The organism is Bradyrhizobium sp. TM102, from assembly GCF_009176685.1.
GTDB classification, from domain to species: domain Bacteria; phylum Pseudomonadota; class Alphaproteobacteria; order Rhizobiales; family Xanthobacteraceae; genus Bradyrhizobium; species Bradyrhizobium ottawaense.
This window is the reverse complement of sequence record NZ_AP021855.1, coordinates 55,269-69,759: the sequence shown is the minus strand read 5'-3', so window position 1 is coordinate 69,759 and position 14,491 is coordinate 55,269. Positions and strand designations below refer to the sequence as shown.

Below are 14,491 nucleotides of genomic sequence, written 5' to 3'. Positions count from 1 at the left end.
CTGGATTGCACTCACAACGATGGTGATCTCTGCCGCACACACAAGGCGGAGTTATTGTTAACTCCGACAATGCTCGTAAAATTGATGCCCAGGACCTCGCGAACGTCCGGGCTTCCGCAACTGGTTCAAGCAATAGAGCCGGATCGCCGATCCGGCTCTTCGTCGTCTCGAACGTCGTGCGCTGGTCTTACTTCGCCTGCGCGAGGCCTTCCTTCTTCAGCGCTTCCTGCACTTGCGGCCGCGCCTCGACGCGGGCCTTGTAGGCGGCAAGGTTCGGCATGCCTGAGAGGTCGAACTTCATCCGCTCGCCCCAGGTCAGCATCGTGAACAGATAGCCGTCGGCGACCGTGAACTGCTTGCCCATGAGGTAGTCGCGGCCGGCGAGCTGGCTGTCGATATATTTCAGCTTGCCCATGACGCGATCCCTGAAGAAAGCCTTGGCTTCGTCGTTCAGGGCCGGCGCGAACATCGGACCGAAGCTCTTGTGCACCTCCGAGGTGAGGAAATTCAGCCACTCCAGCAGCTTGTAGCGCTCGGAACTGCCATGGGCCGGCGCCAGTGACTTGCTTGATGCCTGATCGGCGATCATCTGGACAATCACCGGGCCTTCGGTCACGATCTCACCGCTGTCGAGGCCCAGCGCAGGGACCTGGCCCTTTGGGTTCAGCTTCAGATAGTCCTCACCATTTTCGAGCTTCTTGGCCCGGATATCGACCTTGACCAGCTCATAGGGCAGGCCGGCTTCGAGGAGCGCGATGTGGGGGGACAGCGAGCAGGCACCGGGCGAATAGTACAGTTTCATGGAATTTCCTCCTCTTGACGCTTGGTTCGGCCGAAAGAACGACTACATGCAACTGCTTGAAATAGTCAAGATTGATGCAGCTGCATCAAATGGGGTAAGAGACGGACGACGAGCTTGAGCGGGACCATGAAACGCAAACCATCGACCGAGGCGACTTCCGCCTGGATCCGCCTGATGCGGGTACAGAGCCGCGTGCTCGATTGCGTCGAGCAGGATCTCAAGAAGGCAGGCTTCCCGCCGCTGGCATGGTATGACGCGCTGCTCGAATTGTCGCGGGCTCCCTCGGGCGAGCTAAGGCCGGTGGAACTCGAACGGCAGATGCTGATCCCGCAATATTCCACCTCGCGCCTGATCGACCGCCTGGTCGACGAGGGCCTCGCTTCACGGCGCGAATGCAAGATCGACAAGCGCGGCCAGTTCGTCGAGATCACGGAAGCCGGCCGCGAGCTGCAGAAGCGGATGTGGAGCGCCTATTCGGCTGCGATCGAGAAATATGTCGGTTCGAAACTGTCCGATGCCGATGCCGTCAAGCTCAGCGGCCTGCTCGACCGCCTGGGCTGCTCGTGCGGCGAGATGAAACTGCCGCCCGTCGCCAACGTCAACGAAACCTCGCCGTCGCGATGATCGCGCGGCACACCAGCTCGTCCGTGCGCCCGGTGGGTTCGCGGACCATCCCGTCACCCGCGCGCGTTCGATCGAAGCGCCTTTTGATTAGAGTTTGATATGGCGCGAGACCAGATCGATATGACGCCGCTGCAATCGCGCGACGAGCTCGTTTCGTGGTTCGAGGAAGGCTGCAAGGACCCGTCCGAATTCCGCATGGGCACCGAGCACGAGAAGACGCCGTTCACGCTCGAGGGCCACCGTCCGGTACCTTACGAGGGTGCGCGCGGCATCGGTGCGTTGCTCGAAGGCATGAAGCTCCTGCTCGGCTGGGAGCCGATCATGGAGAAGGGCAACATCATCGGCCTCTACGACGTCACCGGGGGCGGAGCGATCTCGCTCGAGCCCGGTGGACAGTTCGAGCTCTCCGGCGCGCCGGTCGAGAACGTGCACCAGACCCAGAGCGAGCTGATGGCGCATCTTGCACAGGTGCGCGAGATCGCAACGCCGCTCGGCATCGGCTTCCTCGGTCTCGGCATGACGCCGTCCTGGTCGCGCGCCGATATCCCGGTGATGCCCAAGGGCCGCTACAAGATCATGACCAACTACATGCCGAAGGTCGGCCAATACGGCCTCGACATGATGTACCGGACCTGCACGGTGCAGACCAATCTCGACTTCTCCTCCGAAGCCGACATGGTCAAGAAGCTGCGCGTTTCGCTCGCGCTGCAGCCGGTCGCAACCGCCTTGTTCGCCAATTCGCCGTTCACCGAAGGCAAGCCGAACGGCTTCCTGTCCTTCCGCTCCGAGATCTGGCGCGACACCGACAATGCGCGGTCGGGCATGATGCCGTGGGCATTCGAGGACGGCATGGGGTTCGAGCGCTATGTCGACTACGCGCTCGACGTGCCCATGTATTTCGTCAAGCGCGGCGAGGAATACATCGACGTGTCGGGCTCCTCGTTCCGCGCGTTCTTCGACGGCCGCAACAACAACCTTCCCGGCGAGCGTCCGACGCTGTCGGACTGGGCCAACCATCTCTCGACGATCTTCCCGGAGGTGCGGCTCAAGCGCTATCTCGAGATGCGCGGCTCCGACGGCGGCCCGTGGGGCCGGTTGCCGGCGCTGCCGGCGTTCTGGGTCGGGCTGCTCTATGACGACGTCGCGCTCGATGCGGCCTGGGAGATCGTCAAGCACTGGAGCGCGCCCGAGCGTCAGGCCCTGCGCGACGACGTGACGCGCTTCGGCTTCAAGGCGCGGATCAAGAACCGTTATCTGTTCGAGATCGCCAAGGAATGCCTCGTTCTGGCCCATGCCGGCCTGCGCCGGCGCGGCCGCATCGACCAGCTCGGCCGCGACGAAACGCGGCATCTGGAGCCGCTCGACCGCATCATCGATTCCGGCCGGACGCCGGCCGAGGAAATGTTGGACAAGTTCAACGGTCCCTGGAAGGGCTCGGTGGAACCGGCCTACGCGGAATACGCGTTCTAAAGCCTGATCCGGAAAAGCGCGCAGCGGCTTTCCGAAAAGATCATGCTTAAACAACAACCTAAAGCGCGATGACGATTCATCCTCATCGCATCGCGCTTTAGGCCGGTCGGCCCCCGGTCGGAGATTCAGCCGTTCATCGCCCATACAGGTTTGCGGCGATCAAATGACCGGCTGAAAAAACCCGAGCGTCGTCAATAACTCGAAAGCTGTTCCGATGGGGAAGGGCCGCCTGTCCGGCGCCGTCATGGCAAAGGTCTTGGCAAAAGTCGTAGCATGCGCCGCGCTGCTTTCGCTCGCATGCGCGAGTGTGCCGGCGCGCGCCCAGACTGCGTTCGACCGGCCCGGCGGCGACTATTTCAGCACGCCGGTCGCTTCAGGCGATCCTGAGGATTGCGCGCTGCTGTGCGAGCGCGACCGCCGCTGCCGCTCGTGGAGCTTCAGCTATCCCGACGTCGAAGGCGGCGCGGCGGTGTGCTGGCTGAAGAACACGGTGCCGGCGCGGGTGCCGGGAAGTTGCTGCATCTCGGGTGTGCGCGGCGCCGGCGTGATCGAACCGCGGGTCGAGGGCGTGGAGACGTCGATCGACCGCCCCGGCGGCGATCTGCGCAATTTCGAGCTCAAGGACGGCGAGGGCGAAGAGGCCTGCAAGGCCGCCTGCACCGCCGACAACAAATGCCGCGCCTTCACCTATGCCCGCCCCGGCTACACCGGGCGCGAAGCGCGTTGCTTCCTGAAAAAGGAAATCAAGCCGCCGCGAAGGAAGGCGGGCTTCACGTCGGGCGTGGTGCGGTAGCGTTGGTGCTCGTGCCCCGGACGCAGGTGCCGTAGGGTGGGCAAAGGCGCCCTTGCGCCGTGCCCACGATCTCTGAGACGCGGCGACAGACGCGTGGGCACGCTCCGCTTTGCCCACCCTACGAGACCTCACTCCGCCGCGTTCACCGTGAGCTCGGGCCATAGCGCCTTCCAGCGTGCGGCCTTCGCCTCGTAATTCGTCGCGGAAAAATTCGGGCCCGGATTCGGCCGCGCGATCAGCCCTGCGACATCGTCAAACCCGTGCGGCGCGTAGACCTCGTAGCCACCGCCTGTGCGCCTGACCCCGACCTGCGTGTTCTGCGTGAGGAAGCGGTCGATGCCTTCCCTCGAGCTTCTCAGCGGCGGATAGGGCAGGCCGTGCTTGGCCGGGTACCACAGATGCACACGCGCCTGGTTGCGGATCTCGACCTTGGCGCCGAGATGCGCGAGCCGCTCATGCAGCTTGCGGATGACCAAATCCTCCGCCTCCCACGATGTATCGGGATCGAAAAAGAACGCATCGTAGTCGGCGATGCCGTGATCGATGGCGCGGCCGGTGAGCACGTTCCATACGGTCTGCACCAGGCATCCCGAGACCAGCCATGCATCCGGCAGATCGAGCTGCGCCAGCACGTCGATGATCGTGACGTTGACGGGATTTCTCAGCGCGAGCGCGAGGAATTCGTCACGGTTCATCGTGCGATGAGGCGGCTCAATGCACGGCGGTGAAGAACCGGCCGAGCCGGAAGCCGGAGAGCCAGGTGTAAACCGGCTGGCCGCGTATGCCGAGATCCCAGGAGCCGAGCACCGCATCGGCACGGCCGATCAGATTGTCGATCGGCAACAGGCCAACGCCGCCGGACCGCAGCGGCACGCGGCTGTCGGCGGAATTGTCGCGGTTGTCGCCGAGCACGAAGAGGTGGCCGGCCGGTACCGTCACTTCCGGTGAGTTGTCGAGCGGACCGTTGTCGCGCATCTTGAAGATCAAATGCGAGACGCCGTTCGGCAGCGTCTCGACATAGCGATAGGCGGGCTCGCTGCCGCCATTGTCGTCCTCGGCGGCGCCAACGCCGTCCGGCTTGAGCTCGGCGGGGCGGTCGTTGATGAAGAGCTGGCCTTGCCGCATCTGGATGCGATCGCCCGGCAATCCCACGACGCGCTTGACCCAGGCCTGCGAGCGATCGCCGGGCCAGCGGAACACGACGACGTCACCCTGCTTCGGCGTCTCCGCGAAGACGCGGCCGCTCTCGGGCAGGCTGATCTGGATCGGCAGCGACGAGGTGCCGTAGCCGTAGGGGAATTTCGAGGCGAGCAGCGCATCGCCGATCAGCAGCGTCGGTTCCATCGAGCCTGACGGCACGTAGAACGGCTCGGCAAGCGCGCCCTTGGCGATGAAGACGGCGGCGACGATGCCGGCGAGTTGAACGATCTGCCCGCCCCAGCCGCTGCTCTTCCGCTTGGGGGTGACGGTGACCTTTTCTTCCACGCTCATGCGCCCGTTCCACCCACGGTGATGCGCTCCATCAGCAGCGACGGCTGGCCGACGCCGACAGGCACGCCCTGTCCATTCTTGCCGCAGGTGCCGATGCCGGTATCGAGCGCAAGGTCGTTGCCGATCATGCGGATGCGATGCAGGTCGGTCGGCCCGTTGCCGATCAGCATGGCGCCCTTCAGCGGCGCGCCCAGCTTGCCGTTCTCGATCTTGTAGGCCTCGGTGCACTGGAAAACGTACTTGCCTGAGGTGATGTCCACCTGGCCGCCGCCGAAATTCGCAGCGAAGACGCCGTTCTTCACCGAAGCGAGGATCTCGGCCGGATCGCGGTCGCCCGCGAGCATGTAGGTGTTGGTCATGCGCGGCATCGGCACGTGGGCATAGCCCTGGCGACGGCCGTTGCCGGTCGGCTTCATGTTCATCAGCCGCGCGTTCTGGCGGTCCTGCATGTAGCCGACCAGGACGCCGTCCTCGATCAGCACGGTGCGATTGGTCGGCGTGCCCTCGTCGTCGATCGACAGCGAGCCGCGGCGCGAGGCCATGGTGCCGTCGTCGACCACGGTGACGCCCTTGGCCGCGACCTGCTGGCCCATCAGGCCGGCAAATGCCGACGTCTTCTTGCGGTTGAAGTCGCCTTCGAGGCCGTGGCCGACCGCTTCATGCAGCATCACGCCGGGCCAGCCGGCCCCGAGCACGACGTCCATCTCGCCGGCGGGGGCGGGGATCGATTCCAGATTGACCAAGGCCTCGCGCAACGCGCCGTCGGCGGCATCGCGCCAGTTCTTGCTCTCGATGAATTCAGCATAGCCGGCGCGGCCGCCATAACCCTTGCTGCCGCTCTCCTGGCGGTCGCCCTGGCCGGCGACCACGGAAATGTTCACGCGCACGAGCGGGCGGATGTCGCGATAGCTCTCGCCGTCGGGCCGCAGGATCTCGACGACCTGCCAGGTCGCACCCAGGCTGACGCTGACCTGCCGCACGCGCGGATCCTTGTCGCGCAGATAAGCGTCGATCTCGGCGAGCAGTTTTACTTTTGTCTCGAAGCCCGGGGCATCCAGCGGGTTGTCATCGCCGTAAAGGCGCACATTGGTGTGCGCGGGCGGCGCGGCGAAGCTGCCGGAATAGCCGCCGCGTACGGCTGCGACTGCATCGGCGGCGCGAATCAGCGCCGGCAGCGAGACGTCGGAGGAGTGGGCGTAGCCCACGGCATCATCCTTGACCGCGCGTAAGCCAAAACCTTGCGAGGTGTCGTAGGTCGCCTGCTTCAGCCGCCCATTGTCGAACATCAGCGCTTCGGTCTGGCTGTACTCCAGGAACAGCTCACCGTCGTCGGCACCGGAAAGCCCGCGTGCGACCTCGTGGCGAACCTGGTCGCGATCGAGATTGGCGCGGTCGAGCAGGGAGGTCGTGGCAGGGTTTGTCATGCGTCCGTCCATTATCGGAAGATGTGGGGCAAGATAATGGTTTCGGACCGGTTCCGCGAGGGGGCGGGGCGTCACATTACGGAAACGATAGGATTGCCGACGGTGTTGTCGAAAATGTTGGCCGCGAGCATCAATCCATCACCGTCACCCCCGCGCAACGGCGAAGCCGTTGTCGCTGGAGGCGGTCGCTTCTTCAGCGGCCCTCGAAGGATGAACGGGATTAAGAACGTGCGATCGGATTGCCGCCCCTACGGCAGCTTGTCATAGCCTTCACCGAGCCCGTTCAGGCTGAGCGGGAAGCCGATGCCTTCTTCCGGGGTCTCGAAGATGATGAAGGTGGCGGTCTTGGCGGTGCGGAGCTGGCCGAGCAGCTTGTCGTCCATGACGACCTCGGCGACGCAGCCATTGGGCAGGCAGCGGACGAATCCGGCGCGGCCGACGTCCTGGTTGTCGAGCTTCAACCCGAGACCGGAGGGCAGCAGGACCCCGAGCGGCGCGACCACGCGCATCAGGCGGCTCTTCTGGTCGGCGGTCTTCAGCACGATGACGGTCAGGCCGGCATTGGAGCGGTCTTCGGCGACCACGCTCTGGATCAGGGCGCATTGCTCGGTTTGGGCGCCAGGCGGCGTGTCGCAGCGAATCTGCCAGTCGCCATGCACGGAGCGCACCGCGCCCTGCGCATGGGCGAGGCCGGGGAGTGCCAGAACGACGAGCGCAGCCAGCAGGCTGGCCAGCGCCGGGAGGCGGGTCATCTGCCTTCTCGCCAGCCTTGCCATCGATTTCGAAAGCCCCATCGGGTCGGTCCCTCTGCTCGCCTGGGTCGCTCGCGCTTGGAGGACTAATCTGGCGGACTGATACGGGAATGACGGCGTCTTGAAGGCGATTCCCAAGCAAATTCCACGCCGCCTCGCGCCGCCGCCGCCCGCACGAATCAGGTTCCTGCGCGGCCATCTGTCAGTGCCTACCGCGGGCAATTCCGCTGTCAAGCGGCAGCATCCCGGCAAACGGTATTTTTGTCTGATCTTACTAGGAAATATCTTGCGGGTGATCGCTGGCAGACGGGGCTCAAGACTGCATTGCGATAGATCAAAAATTATGGTTTGAGAGGCTTGATTTCGGCGTTCTAGCGATCTGGCCCCAATTCCTCTTAGAGGTATTCTTGCGCGGCGGTTTGTCAGGCGGGCGGATCGAATAAGCGTTTCCCGCAAACAGGGGGGAGCGCACTTGGGGTGATTTCGTAAGGGGAGCGCGAACGGCATGAGGATGTCGATGGGCCCGGTGGGCCGGCACTTGCTGGGATTGGCCGTGGCGGGTCTGACGCTGGCGACGGGCGGTGCGGCATTTGCCGAGCTCGGGCAGCCGAAGCCCTGGGAATGGACGCTTCAGGAGTCCGGCTCCCCGGTGATGGACAACATCATCTGGTTCCACAACTTCCTGTTCGTGCTGATCACGCTGATCACGCTGTTCGTCCTGGCGCTGCTCGTGGTCGTGGTCATCAAGTTCAACGCACGGGCCAATCCGGTGCCGTCGCGGACCACCCACAACACGCTGATCGAGGTGGCTTGGACGCTGGTTCCGGTGCTGATCCTGGTCGGCATCTCGGTGCCGTCGTTCCGGCTTCTGTTCCTTGAGCTCGACGTGCCGAAGGCGGATATCACCATCAAGGCGACCGGCAAGCAGTGGTACTGGTCCTATGCCTATCCCGATAACGGCAAGTTCGAGTTCGATTCGCTGATGGCGCAGGACAAGCAGCCCCGCCTGCTCGGCGTCGACAACGAGATGGTGGTGCCCGTCAACAAGGTGATTCGTGTCCAGGTCACCGGCGCCGACGTCATCCACGCCTTCGCGCTGCCGGCTTTCGGCGTCAAGATCGACGCCATTCCGGGCCGGCTGAACGAGACCTGGTTCAAGGCGACCAAGACCGGCATGTTCTACGGCCAGTGCTCGGAGCTCTGCGGCAAGGACCACGCCTTCATGCCGATCGCGATTCGCGTCGTGAATGACCAGGAGTTCGCCTCCTGGGTCGAGACGGCAAAGAAGAAATTTGCGAGCGGCGGCACCAGCACCTACGCCTCCGCGGCCGGCCCGACGCAGTAGGCGTCGGGTGACGGCTTGAGGGACTGAAAGCGACATAAGGGCGGGACCTCCAGAGGTCCGATTGGGACGCAAGGCAGGATTTGAAAATGGCAACGAGCGCAGCGGCACACGGCGATCACGCCCACGGACATGACGAGCATGCCCATCCGACCGGATGGCGCCGCTACGTCTATTCGACCAACCACAAGGACATCGGCACGATGTACCTGATCTTCGCGGTCATCGCCGGCGTCATCGGCGCCGCGATGTCGATCGCGATCCGTGCCGAGCTGATGTATCCGGGCGTGCAGATCTTCCACGAGACGCACACCTATAACGTGTTCGTGACCTCTCACGGCCTGATCATGATCTTCTTCATGGTCATGCCCGCGATGATCGGCGGCTTCGGCAACTGGTTCGTGCCGCTGATGATCGGCGCGCCCGACATGGCGTTCCCGCGCATGAACAACATCTCGTTCTGGCTGCTGCCGGCCTCCTTCGCCCTGCTGCTGATGTCGACCTTCGTCGAGGGCGAGCCGGGTGCCAACGGCGTCGGCGCCGGCTGGACCATGTACGTGCCGCTGTCGAGCTCGGGCCATCCGGGCCCGGCCGTCGACTTCGCGATCCTGTCGCTGCATCTGGCGGGCGCCTCGTCGATCCTCGGCGCCATCAACTTCATCACCACGATCTTCAACATGCGCGCGCCGGGCATGACCCTGCACAAGATGCCGCTGTTCGTGTGGTCGATCCTGGTGACGGTGTTCCTGCTGCTGCTGTCGCTGCCGGTGCTTGCCGGTGCGATCACCATGCTGCTGACCGACCGCAATTTCCACACGACCTTCTTCGCGCCTGACGGCGGCGGTGACCCCGTGCTGTTCCAGCATCTGTTCTGGTTCTTCGGTCACCCCGAGGTGTACATTCTGATCCTGCCCGGCTTCGGCATGGTCAGCCAGATCATCTCCACCTTCTCGCGCAAGCCCGTGTTCGGCTATCTCGGCATGGCCTACGCCATGGTCGCGATCGGCGGCATCGGCTTCGTGGTGTGGGCGCACCACATGTACACGGTCGGCATGTCGTCGGCGACGCAGGCCTATTTCGTCGCTGCGACGATGGTGATCGCGGTTCCGACCGGCGTGAAGATCTTCTCGTGGATCGCCACGATGTGGGGCGGCTCGATCGAATTCCGGGCCCCGATGATCTGGGCCGTGGGCTTCATCTTCCTGTTCACGGTCGGCGGCGTCACCGGCGTCGTGCTGGCGAACGCCGGCGTCGACCGCGTGCTGCAGGAGACCTACTACGTCGTCGCACACTTCCACTACGTGCTGTCGCTCGGTGCGGTGTTCGCGATCTTCGCCGGCTGGTACTACTGGTTCCCGAAGATGTCGGGCTACATGTACAACGAGACGCTCGCGAAGGCGCACTTCTGGGTCACCTTCATCGGCGTCAATCTGGTGTTCTTCCCGCAGCACTTCCTCGGCCTGTCGGGCATGCCGCGCCGTTACGTCGACTATCCCGACGCGTTCGCGGGCTGGAACCTGGTCTCGTCGGTCGGCTCCTACATCTCCGGCTTCGGCGTGCTGATCTTCCTCTACTGCGTGCTCGACGCCTTCATGAAGAAGGTGCCGGCCGGCGACAATCCGTGGGGTGCAGGTGCGACCACGCTGGAGTGGACCTTGCCCTCGCCGCCGCCCTTCCATCAGTTCGAAGTGCTGCCCCGCGTGCAGTGATCGATCTCCCGCGGCGCCCGTGACGGGCGCCGCGGCTCTATAACGAAGCGAGTTGAATTAAGTGTCCGTCCTCGACCACAACGCCATCGACATCAATCCCCGCATCTCCGAAGCGGAGGTCGGCGACTACATCGCGCTCTTGAAGCCGCGGGTGATGTCGCTGGTGATCTTCACCGCGCTGGTCGGGATGGCGATGGCGCCCGGGCATTTCCACTGGGTGCTGGCGATCACCTCGCTGCTCTGCATCGCCGTCGGCGCGGGCGCCTCGGGCGCGCTCAACATGGCGCTGGAAGGCGATATCGACTCCAAGATGTCGCGCACGGCGAACCGGCCGATTCCGCGCGGCCGCATCACACGCCCTGAAGCCATGGCGTTCGGCCTGACGCTGTCCTTCTTCTCGGTGATGACGCTCGGTATCCTCGTCAACTGGATCGCGGGCGCGCTGCTCGCCTTCACCATCTTCTTCTACGTCGTGATCTACACCATGTGGCTGAAGCGCTGGACCGCGCAGAACATTGTGATCGGCGGTGCCGCCGGTGCGCTGCCGCCGGTGGTGGCCTGGGCCGCGGTCACAGGCACTGTCGACGTCGAGCCGCTGCTGCTGTTCGCCATCATCTTCTTCTGGACCCCGCCGCACTTCTGGGCGCTGGCGCTGTTCCGCTCCGACGATTACGCGCGCGCCGGCATTCCGATGCTGCCCAACGTCGCCGGTCCCGACGCGACGCGGCTCCAGATCCTGCTCTACACCATCGTGCTGATCGCGGTCGCCGCGGCGCCCTGGGCGCTCGGCTATTTCGACGCCGTTTACGGCATCGTCTCGCTGATCCTCGGCGCCGGCATGCTGGTGCTCGCGATCAACGTCTATCTGCGCCGCGAGCGAGCTGCGTCGCTGCGTGCGACCCGCAAGCTATTCGCCTTTTCGATCCTCTATCTGTTCGTGCTGTTCGCGACCCTGCTGGCCGAGGTCGTGTTCCGGGCACTTGCTCCGCTGGTAGGGGGCGCATGATCGCAGGGATGGTCGACAAACCCGAGCCAGATGGAATCGTCCTCACCGAGGCGCAGAAGAAGAGCCGTCGTCAGCGATCGATCGCGATCGCGCTCGCGCTCGGCGTGCTCGTGGTGCTGTTCTTCGCCGTCACCATGGTCAAGGGGCCGGCAGTCCTCGTGCGGCCGATGTAGGAAACATGGATCACGAGCCGACCATATCGCAGGATGTCAGCGCCAAGCCGGCCAAGCGTGAGCCGACCAAGGGCCGCGGGCTGGGCCGCGATGTGGTGGTTGCTTCCATCTGCGGCGGCGTGGTCGCGCTGATGGTGGGTGCCTCCTACGCGGCGGTGCCGTTCTACAACTGGTTCTGCCGCGCCACCGGCTTCAACGGCACGACCCAGGTTGCGACCTCCGCGCCGGCCACCGGCCCGATCGCGCGGAAAATCTCGGTACGCTTCGATTCCAACGTCGCGCCCGGCCTGCCCTGGAAGTTCGAGCCGGAGCAGAGCGAGATCGAGGTCAATATCGGCCAGGTCGTGACCGTCTTCTACACCGTGACCAACCAGGCCGCGCGCACCACTGCCGCGCAGGCCGCCTACAATGTCGCGCCGCTGACGGTCGGCTCCTATTTCCAGAAGATCAACTGCTTCTGCTTCACCGAGCAGACCATGGCACCCGGCGAGAAGCGCGAGATGCCGGTCGTGTTCTACGTCGATCCGTCGATCGCCGACGATCACGAGAACGACGGGCTGAACACGATCACGCTGTCCTACACCTTCTATCCGGTGAAGGATCCCGTGGTGAAGCCGCTGGCATCGGGCGAAGGCGACAAGCGCAAGGGAAATCTCTGATCGCCGGGCTCACGCTCGGAAGGTCGGAAACAAGGGGATAAGTGCCTGACAGGCACGGGATTGAGGAGAGAGACCGAAATGGCTACGGCGCACACCAAGCATCACGACTATCACCTGGTCGACCCCTCGCCCTGGCCGGCCGTCGGTTCGCTCTCGGCCTTCATCATGGCGGTCGGCGCGATCACCTGGATGCATCACATGTTCTCGGCCGCGCCGATCGTGTTCGGCGTCGGCACCGTGGGCGTGCTCTACACCATGGCGAGCTGGTGGGGCGACGTGATCAAGGAAGCCCAGTACAAGGGCGACCACACCCGCGTCGTGCAGCTGCATCACCGCTATGGCATGATCCTGTTCATCGCCTCCGAGGTGATGTTCTTCGTCGCCTGGTTCTGGGCCTATTTCAACGCCGCGCTGTTTCCGGCCGACGCCGTTCACGCCACCCGCGATGCCGTATTCGGCTGCGGCCTCGGCACCCAGGCCGGCGCCTGCGCCGTCCCCGGCACCTGGCCGCCGAAGGGCATCGAGACCTTCGATCCCTGGCATCTGCCGCTCCTCAACACGCTGATCCTGCTCACGTCGGGCACCACCGTGACCTGGGCGCACCATGCGCTGCTGGAGAACGACCGCCAGGGCCTGAAATACGGCCTGATCCTGACCGTCGTGCTCGGTGCGCTCTTCACCTGCGTGCAGGCCTACGAGTACAGCCATGCGGCGTTCTCGTTCGGCGGCAACGTCTATGGCGCGACCTTCTTCATGGCGACCGGCTTCCACGGCTTCCACGTGCTGGTCGGCACCATCTTCCTGCTGGTGTGCCTGTTCCGCGCCTATGCCGGCCACTTCACGCCGAAGCAGCATCTCGGCTTCGAGTTCGCCGCCTGGTACTGGCACTTCGTCGACGTGGTCTGGCTGTTCCTGTTCCTCTGCATCTACGTCTGGGGACACGGCGCCGAGACCATGGCCCACGGCGCGCACTGAGCCGCGACAACGAGATCAGAAAGGGCGGCCGCTGGGCCGCCCTTTCGCTTTTGGGCCGCCGGAAGCTCCCGCGAAAACTGTGATAGAGTCTGCCATCATGAACGACACCGCCGGCAAGCCCGAGCCTGAAACCACCGTCCTGCAAAGCGCGCTGCGCGGGCTTGCCTGCCGATGCCCGCGCTGCGGCCAGGGCAAGCTCTATGCGGGCTTCCTCACCCTCGCGCCCGCCTGCGACCGCTGCGGTCTCGACTACGCCTTCATCGATACCGGCGACGGACCGGCGATCTTCATCATCATGCTGGCCGGTGGGATCGTGGTAGCGGCTGCGCTCATCGTCGAGGTCAAATACCAGCCGCCTTACTGGCTGCATGCGGCGCTGTGGTTGCCGCTGATCCTGGCCACCACGCTGCTGCCGCTGCGCGCGATGAAGTCGCTGCTGATCGCGCTGCAATTCCACCACAAGGCGGCGCCGGGCCGGTTGGTCGACCGCGCGAAATGAACCAGCCTGCGCGCAAGCCCCGCGTGGCCGGCTTCGCGCTGTTCACGCTGTTCCTGACGGCCGTCTTCGTCGCGCTCGGTGTCTGGCAATTGCAGCGCCGGACCGCCAAGCACGCGCTGGTCGCGGCGCTCACCGAGCGCCTTGCAGAGGCGCCCATCGCGCTGCCGCCATCTTCGCAATGGGCTGCACTCAATCCCGCGCGCGACGAATTCCGCCGCGTCAGCTTCACCGCGACCTACGCAGCCCTGCCGGATGCGATGGTCTATTCCTCGGGCTCGGCGGTGCGCAAGGACGCCTCCGGCCCCGGCACCTGGGCGTTCCTGCCGGCGCGACTTCCCAGCGGCGAGACGGTCGTGATCGATGCGGGCTTCGTCGAGAACACCATGCAGGACCGCAGCGTCGAGGATCGCGCGGTGAAGAAGCTCGTTACCGGGCAGCCGGTCGCGCTCACCGGTTATCTGCGCTTTCCCGAGCCGTCCGGCTGGCTGACGCCGGCGGAGAACCGCGACAAGCGGCTCTGGTTCGTGCGCGATCATCCGGCCATCGCAAGCGCGCTCGGCTGGGGCGCGGTTGCGCCGTTCTATGTCGACCTCGAGCAACCGGTGCCCGAGAACGGCATCCCGCGCCCGGGGCCGCTCGACGTGCATCTGAAGGACGACCACCTGCAATACGCCGTCACCTGGTTCATGCTGGCAGGCGCCGTGCTGATCGCCTTCGCCGTGTGGGCAAGAGGCCGGCGGCAGAGCTGGGCTCGACCGTAGATACCCCGTGG

At 64.7% G+C, this 14,491-nt stretch carries 16 protein-coding genes; 11 read left to right on the top strand and 5 right to left on the bottom strand.

The window, feature by feature from the left end:
- Positions 1–187: 187 nt before the first annotated feature.
- Positions 188–802, bottom strand: coding sequence for a glutathione transferase GstA (gstA, locus tag GDN70_RS00365; protein WP_038971873.1), 615 nt, complete (start codon positions 800–802; stop codon positions 188–190).
- Between the two features lie 126 nt (positions 803–928).
- Here gstA and GDN70_RS00360 point away from each other — a divergent pair, with 126 nt between their 5' ends.
- The 3 genes from GDN70_RS00360 to GDN70_RS00350 all read left to right on the top strand — a co-directional run bounded on the left by GDN70_RS00360 (position 929) and on the right by GDN70_RS00350 (position 3,689).
- The gene (locus tag GDN70_RS00360) at positions 929–1,426 is read left to right on the top strand and encodes a MarR family winged helix-turn-helix transcriptional regulator (protein ID WP_018316363.1); all 498 of its coding nucleotides are present in this window, start codon (positions 929–931) and stop codon (positions 1,424–1,426) included.
- A gap of 99 nt (positions 1,427–1,525) precedes the next feature.
- Positions 1,526–2,896 (top strand): glutamate--cysteine ligase, encoded by a 1,371-nt coding sequence (locus tag GDN70_RS00355; RefSeq protein ID WP_028139831.1) that lies wholly within the window; start codon positions 1,526–1,528, stop codon positions 2,894–2,896.
- A gap of 214 nt (positions 2,897–3,110) precedes the next feature.
- Positions 3,111–3,689, top strand: a complete 579-nt coding sequence (locus GDN70_RS00350; protein WP_038971874.1) for a PAN domain-containing protein — start codon at positions 3,111–3,113, stop codon at positions 3,687–3,689.
- Between the two features lie 128 nt (positions 3,690–3,817).
- Here the strand turns inward: GDN70_RS00350 and GDN70_RS00340 are convergent, their stop codons facing one another.
- The 4 genes from GDN70_RS00340 to GDN70_RS00325 all read right to left on the bottom strand — a co-directional run bounded on the left by GDN70_RS00340 (position 3,818) and on the right by GDN70_RS00325 (position 7,398).
- Positions 3,818–4,384 (bottom strand): nucleotidyltransferase family protein, encoded by a 567-nt coding sequence (locus GDN70_RS00340; RefSeq protein WP_038971875.1) that lies wholly within the window; start codon positions 4,382–4,384, stop codon positions 3,818–3,820.
- 16 nt (positions 4,385–4,400) lie between these two features.
- Entirely contained in the window at positions 4,401–5,180 is a 780-nt protein-coding gene (lepB, locus tag GDN70_RS00335) for a signal peptidase I (protein ID WP_018316360.1), read from the bottom strand.
- Positions 5,177–6,604 carry a metalloprotease TldD gene (gene tldD, locus GDN70_RS00330; RefSeq protein ID WP_026201654.1) on the bottom strand — a complete coding sequence of 476 codons (1,428 nt, stop codon included), beginning with the start codon at positions 6,602–6,604 and terminating at the stop codon, positions 5,177–5,179. The genes lepB and tldD overlap by 4 nt, the downstream gene beginning before the upstream one ends.
- Positions 6,605–6,852: 248 nt before the next feature.
- Positions 6,853–7,398, bottom strand: coding sequence for an invasion associated locus B family protein (locus GDN70_RS00325; RefSeq protein WP_028139834.1), 546 nt, complete (start codon positions 7,396–7,398; stop codon positions 6,853–6,855).
- Between the two features lie 463 nt (positions 7,399–7,861).
- Here GDN70_RS00325 and coxB point away from each other — a divergent pair, with 463 nt between their 5' ends.
- From coxB to GDN70_RS00285, 8 genes are all read left to right on the top strand, one after another.
- Positions 7,862–8,701, top strand: coding sequence for a cytochrome c oxidase subunit II (gene coxB / locus GDN70_RS00320; RefSeq protein WP_028139835.1), 840 nt, complete (start codon positions 7,862–7,864; stop codon positions 8,699–8,701).
- A gap of 86 nt (positions 8,702–8,787) precedes the next feature.
- On the top strand, positions 8,788–10,407 hold the full coding sequence (gene ctaD / locus GDN70_RS00315; RefSeq protein WP_028139836.1) for a cytochrome c oxidase subunit I: 1,620 nt from the start codon (positions 8,788–8,790) through the stop codon (positions 10,405–10,407).
- Between the two features lie 61 nt (positions 10,408–10,468).
- A complete protein-coding gene (locus GDN70_RS00310) occupies positions 10,469–11,413 on the top strand; it encodes a heme o synthase (protein ID WP_038948601.1) in 945 nt (314 codons plus the stop codon).
- Positions 11,410–11,586, top strand: a complete 177-nt coding sequence (locus GDN70_RS00305; RefSeq protein ID WP_018316353.1) for a hypothetical protein — start codon at positions 11,410–11,412, stop codon at positions 11,584–11,586. The genes GDN70_RS00310 and GDN70_RS00305 overlap by 4 nt, the downstream gene beginning before the upstream one ends.
- A 5-nt stretch (positions 11,587–11,591) precedes the next feature.
- On the top strand, positions 11,592–12,245 hold the full coding sequence (locus tag GDN70_RS00300; RefSeq protein ID WP_028139838.1) for a cytochrome c oxidase assembly protein: 654 nt from the start codon (positions 11,592–11,594) through the stop codon (positions 12,243–12,245).
- A 78-nt stretch (positions 12,246–12,323) separates the two neighbouring features.
- Entirely contained in the window at positions 12,324–13,220 is an 897-nt protein-coding gene (locus GDN70_RS00295) for a cytochrome c oxidase subunit 3 (protein WP_028139839.1), read from the top strand.
- 97 nt (positions 13,221–13,317) lie between these two features.
- Positions 13,318–13,719, top strand: coding sequence for a DUF983 domain-containing protein (locus tag GDN70_RS00290; protein ID WP_028139840.1), 402 nt, complete (start codon positions 13,318–13,320; stop codon positions 13,717–13,719).
- Entirely contained in the window at positions 13,716–14,480 is a 765-nt protein-coding gene (locus tag GDN70_RS00285; protein ID WP_038971879.1) for an SURF1 family protein, read from the top strand. The genes GDN70_RS00290 and GDN70_RS00285 overlap by 4 nt, the downstream gene beginning before the upstream one ends.
- Positions 14,481–14,491: the final 11 nt, after the last annotated feature.

Coding starts and splice junctions, on each gene's coding strand:
- gstA (WP_038971873.1), bottom strand. CDS start 802: ATGAAACTGTACTATTCGCCCGGTGCCTGCTCGCTGTCCCCCCACATC.
- GDN70_RS00360 (WP_018316363.1), top strand. CDS start 929: ATGAAACGCAAACCATCGACCGAGGCGACTTCCGCCTGGATCCGCCTG.
- GDN70_RS00355 (WP_028139831.1), top strand. CDS start 1,526: ATGGCGCGAGACCAGATCGATATGACGCCGCTGCAATCGCGCGACGAG.
- GDN70_RS00350 (WP_038971874.1), top strand. CDS start 3,111: ATGGGGAAGGGCCGCCTGTCCGGCGCCGTCATGGCAAAGGTCTTGGCA.
- GDN70_RS00340 (WP_038971875.1), bottom strand. CDS start 4,384: ATGAACCGTGACGAATTCCTCGCGCTCGCGCTGAGAAATCCCGTCAAC.
- lepB (WP_018316360.1), bottom strand. CDS start 5,180: ATGAGCGTGGAAGAAAAGGTCACCGTCACCCCCAAGCGGAAGAGCAGC.
- tldD (WP_026201654.1), bottom strand. CDS start 6,604: ATGACAAACCCTGCCACGACCTCCCTGCTCGACCGCGCCAATCTCGAT.
- GDN70_RS00325 (WP_028139834.1), bottom strand. CDS start 7,398: ATGGGGCTTTCGAAATCGATGGCAAGGCTGGCGAGAAGGCAGATGACC.
- coxB (WP_028139835.1), top strand. CDS start 7,862: ATGAGGATGTCGATGGGCCCGGTGGGCCGGCACTTGCTGGGATTGGCC.
- ctaD (WP_028139836.1), top strand. CDS start 8,788: ATGGCAACGAGCGCAGCGGCACACGGCGATCACGCCCACGGACATGAC.
- GDN70_RS00305 (WP_018316353.1), top strand. CDS start 11,410: ATGATCGCAGGGATGGTCGACAAACCCGAGCCAGATGGAATCGTCCTC.
- GDN70_RS00300 (WP_028139838.1), top strand. CDS start 11,592: ATGGATCACGAGCCGACCATATCGCAGGATGTCAGCGCCAAGCCGGCC.
- GDN70_RS00295 (WP_028139839.1), top strand. CDS start 12,324: ATGGCTACGGCGCACACCAAGCATCACGACTATCACCTGGTCGACCCC.
- GDN70_RS00290 (WP_028139840.1), top strand. CDS start 13,318: ATGAACGACACCGCCGGCAAGCCCGAGCCTGAAACCACCGTCCTGCAA.
- GDN70_RS00285 (WP_038971879.1), top strand. CDS start 13,716: ATGAACCAGCCTGCGCGCAAGCCCCGCGTGGCCGGCTTCGCGCTGTTC.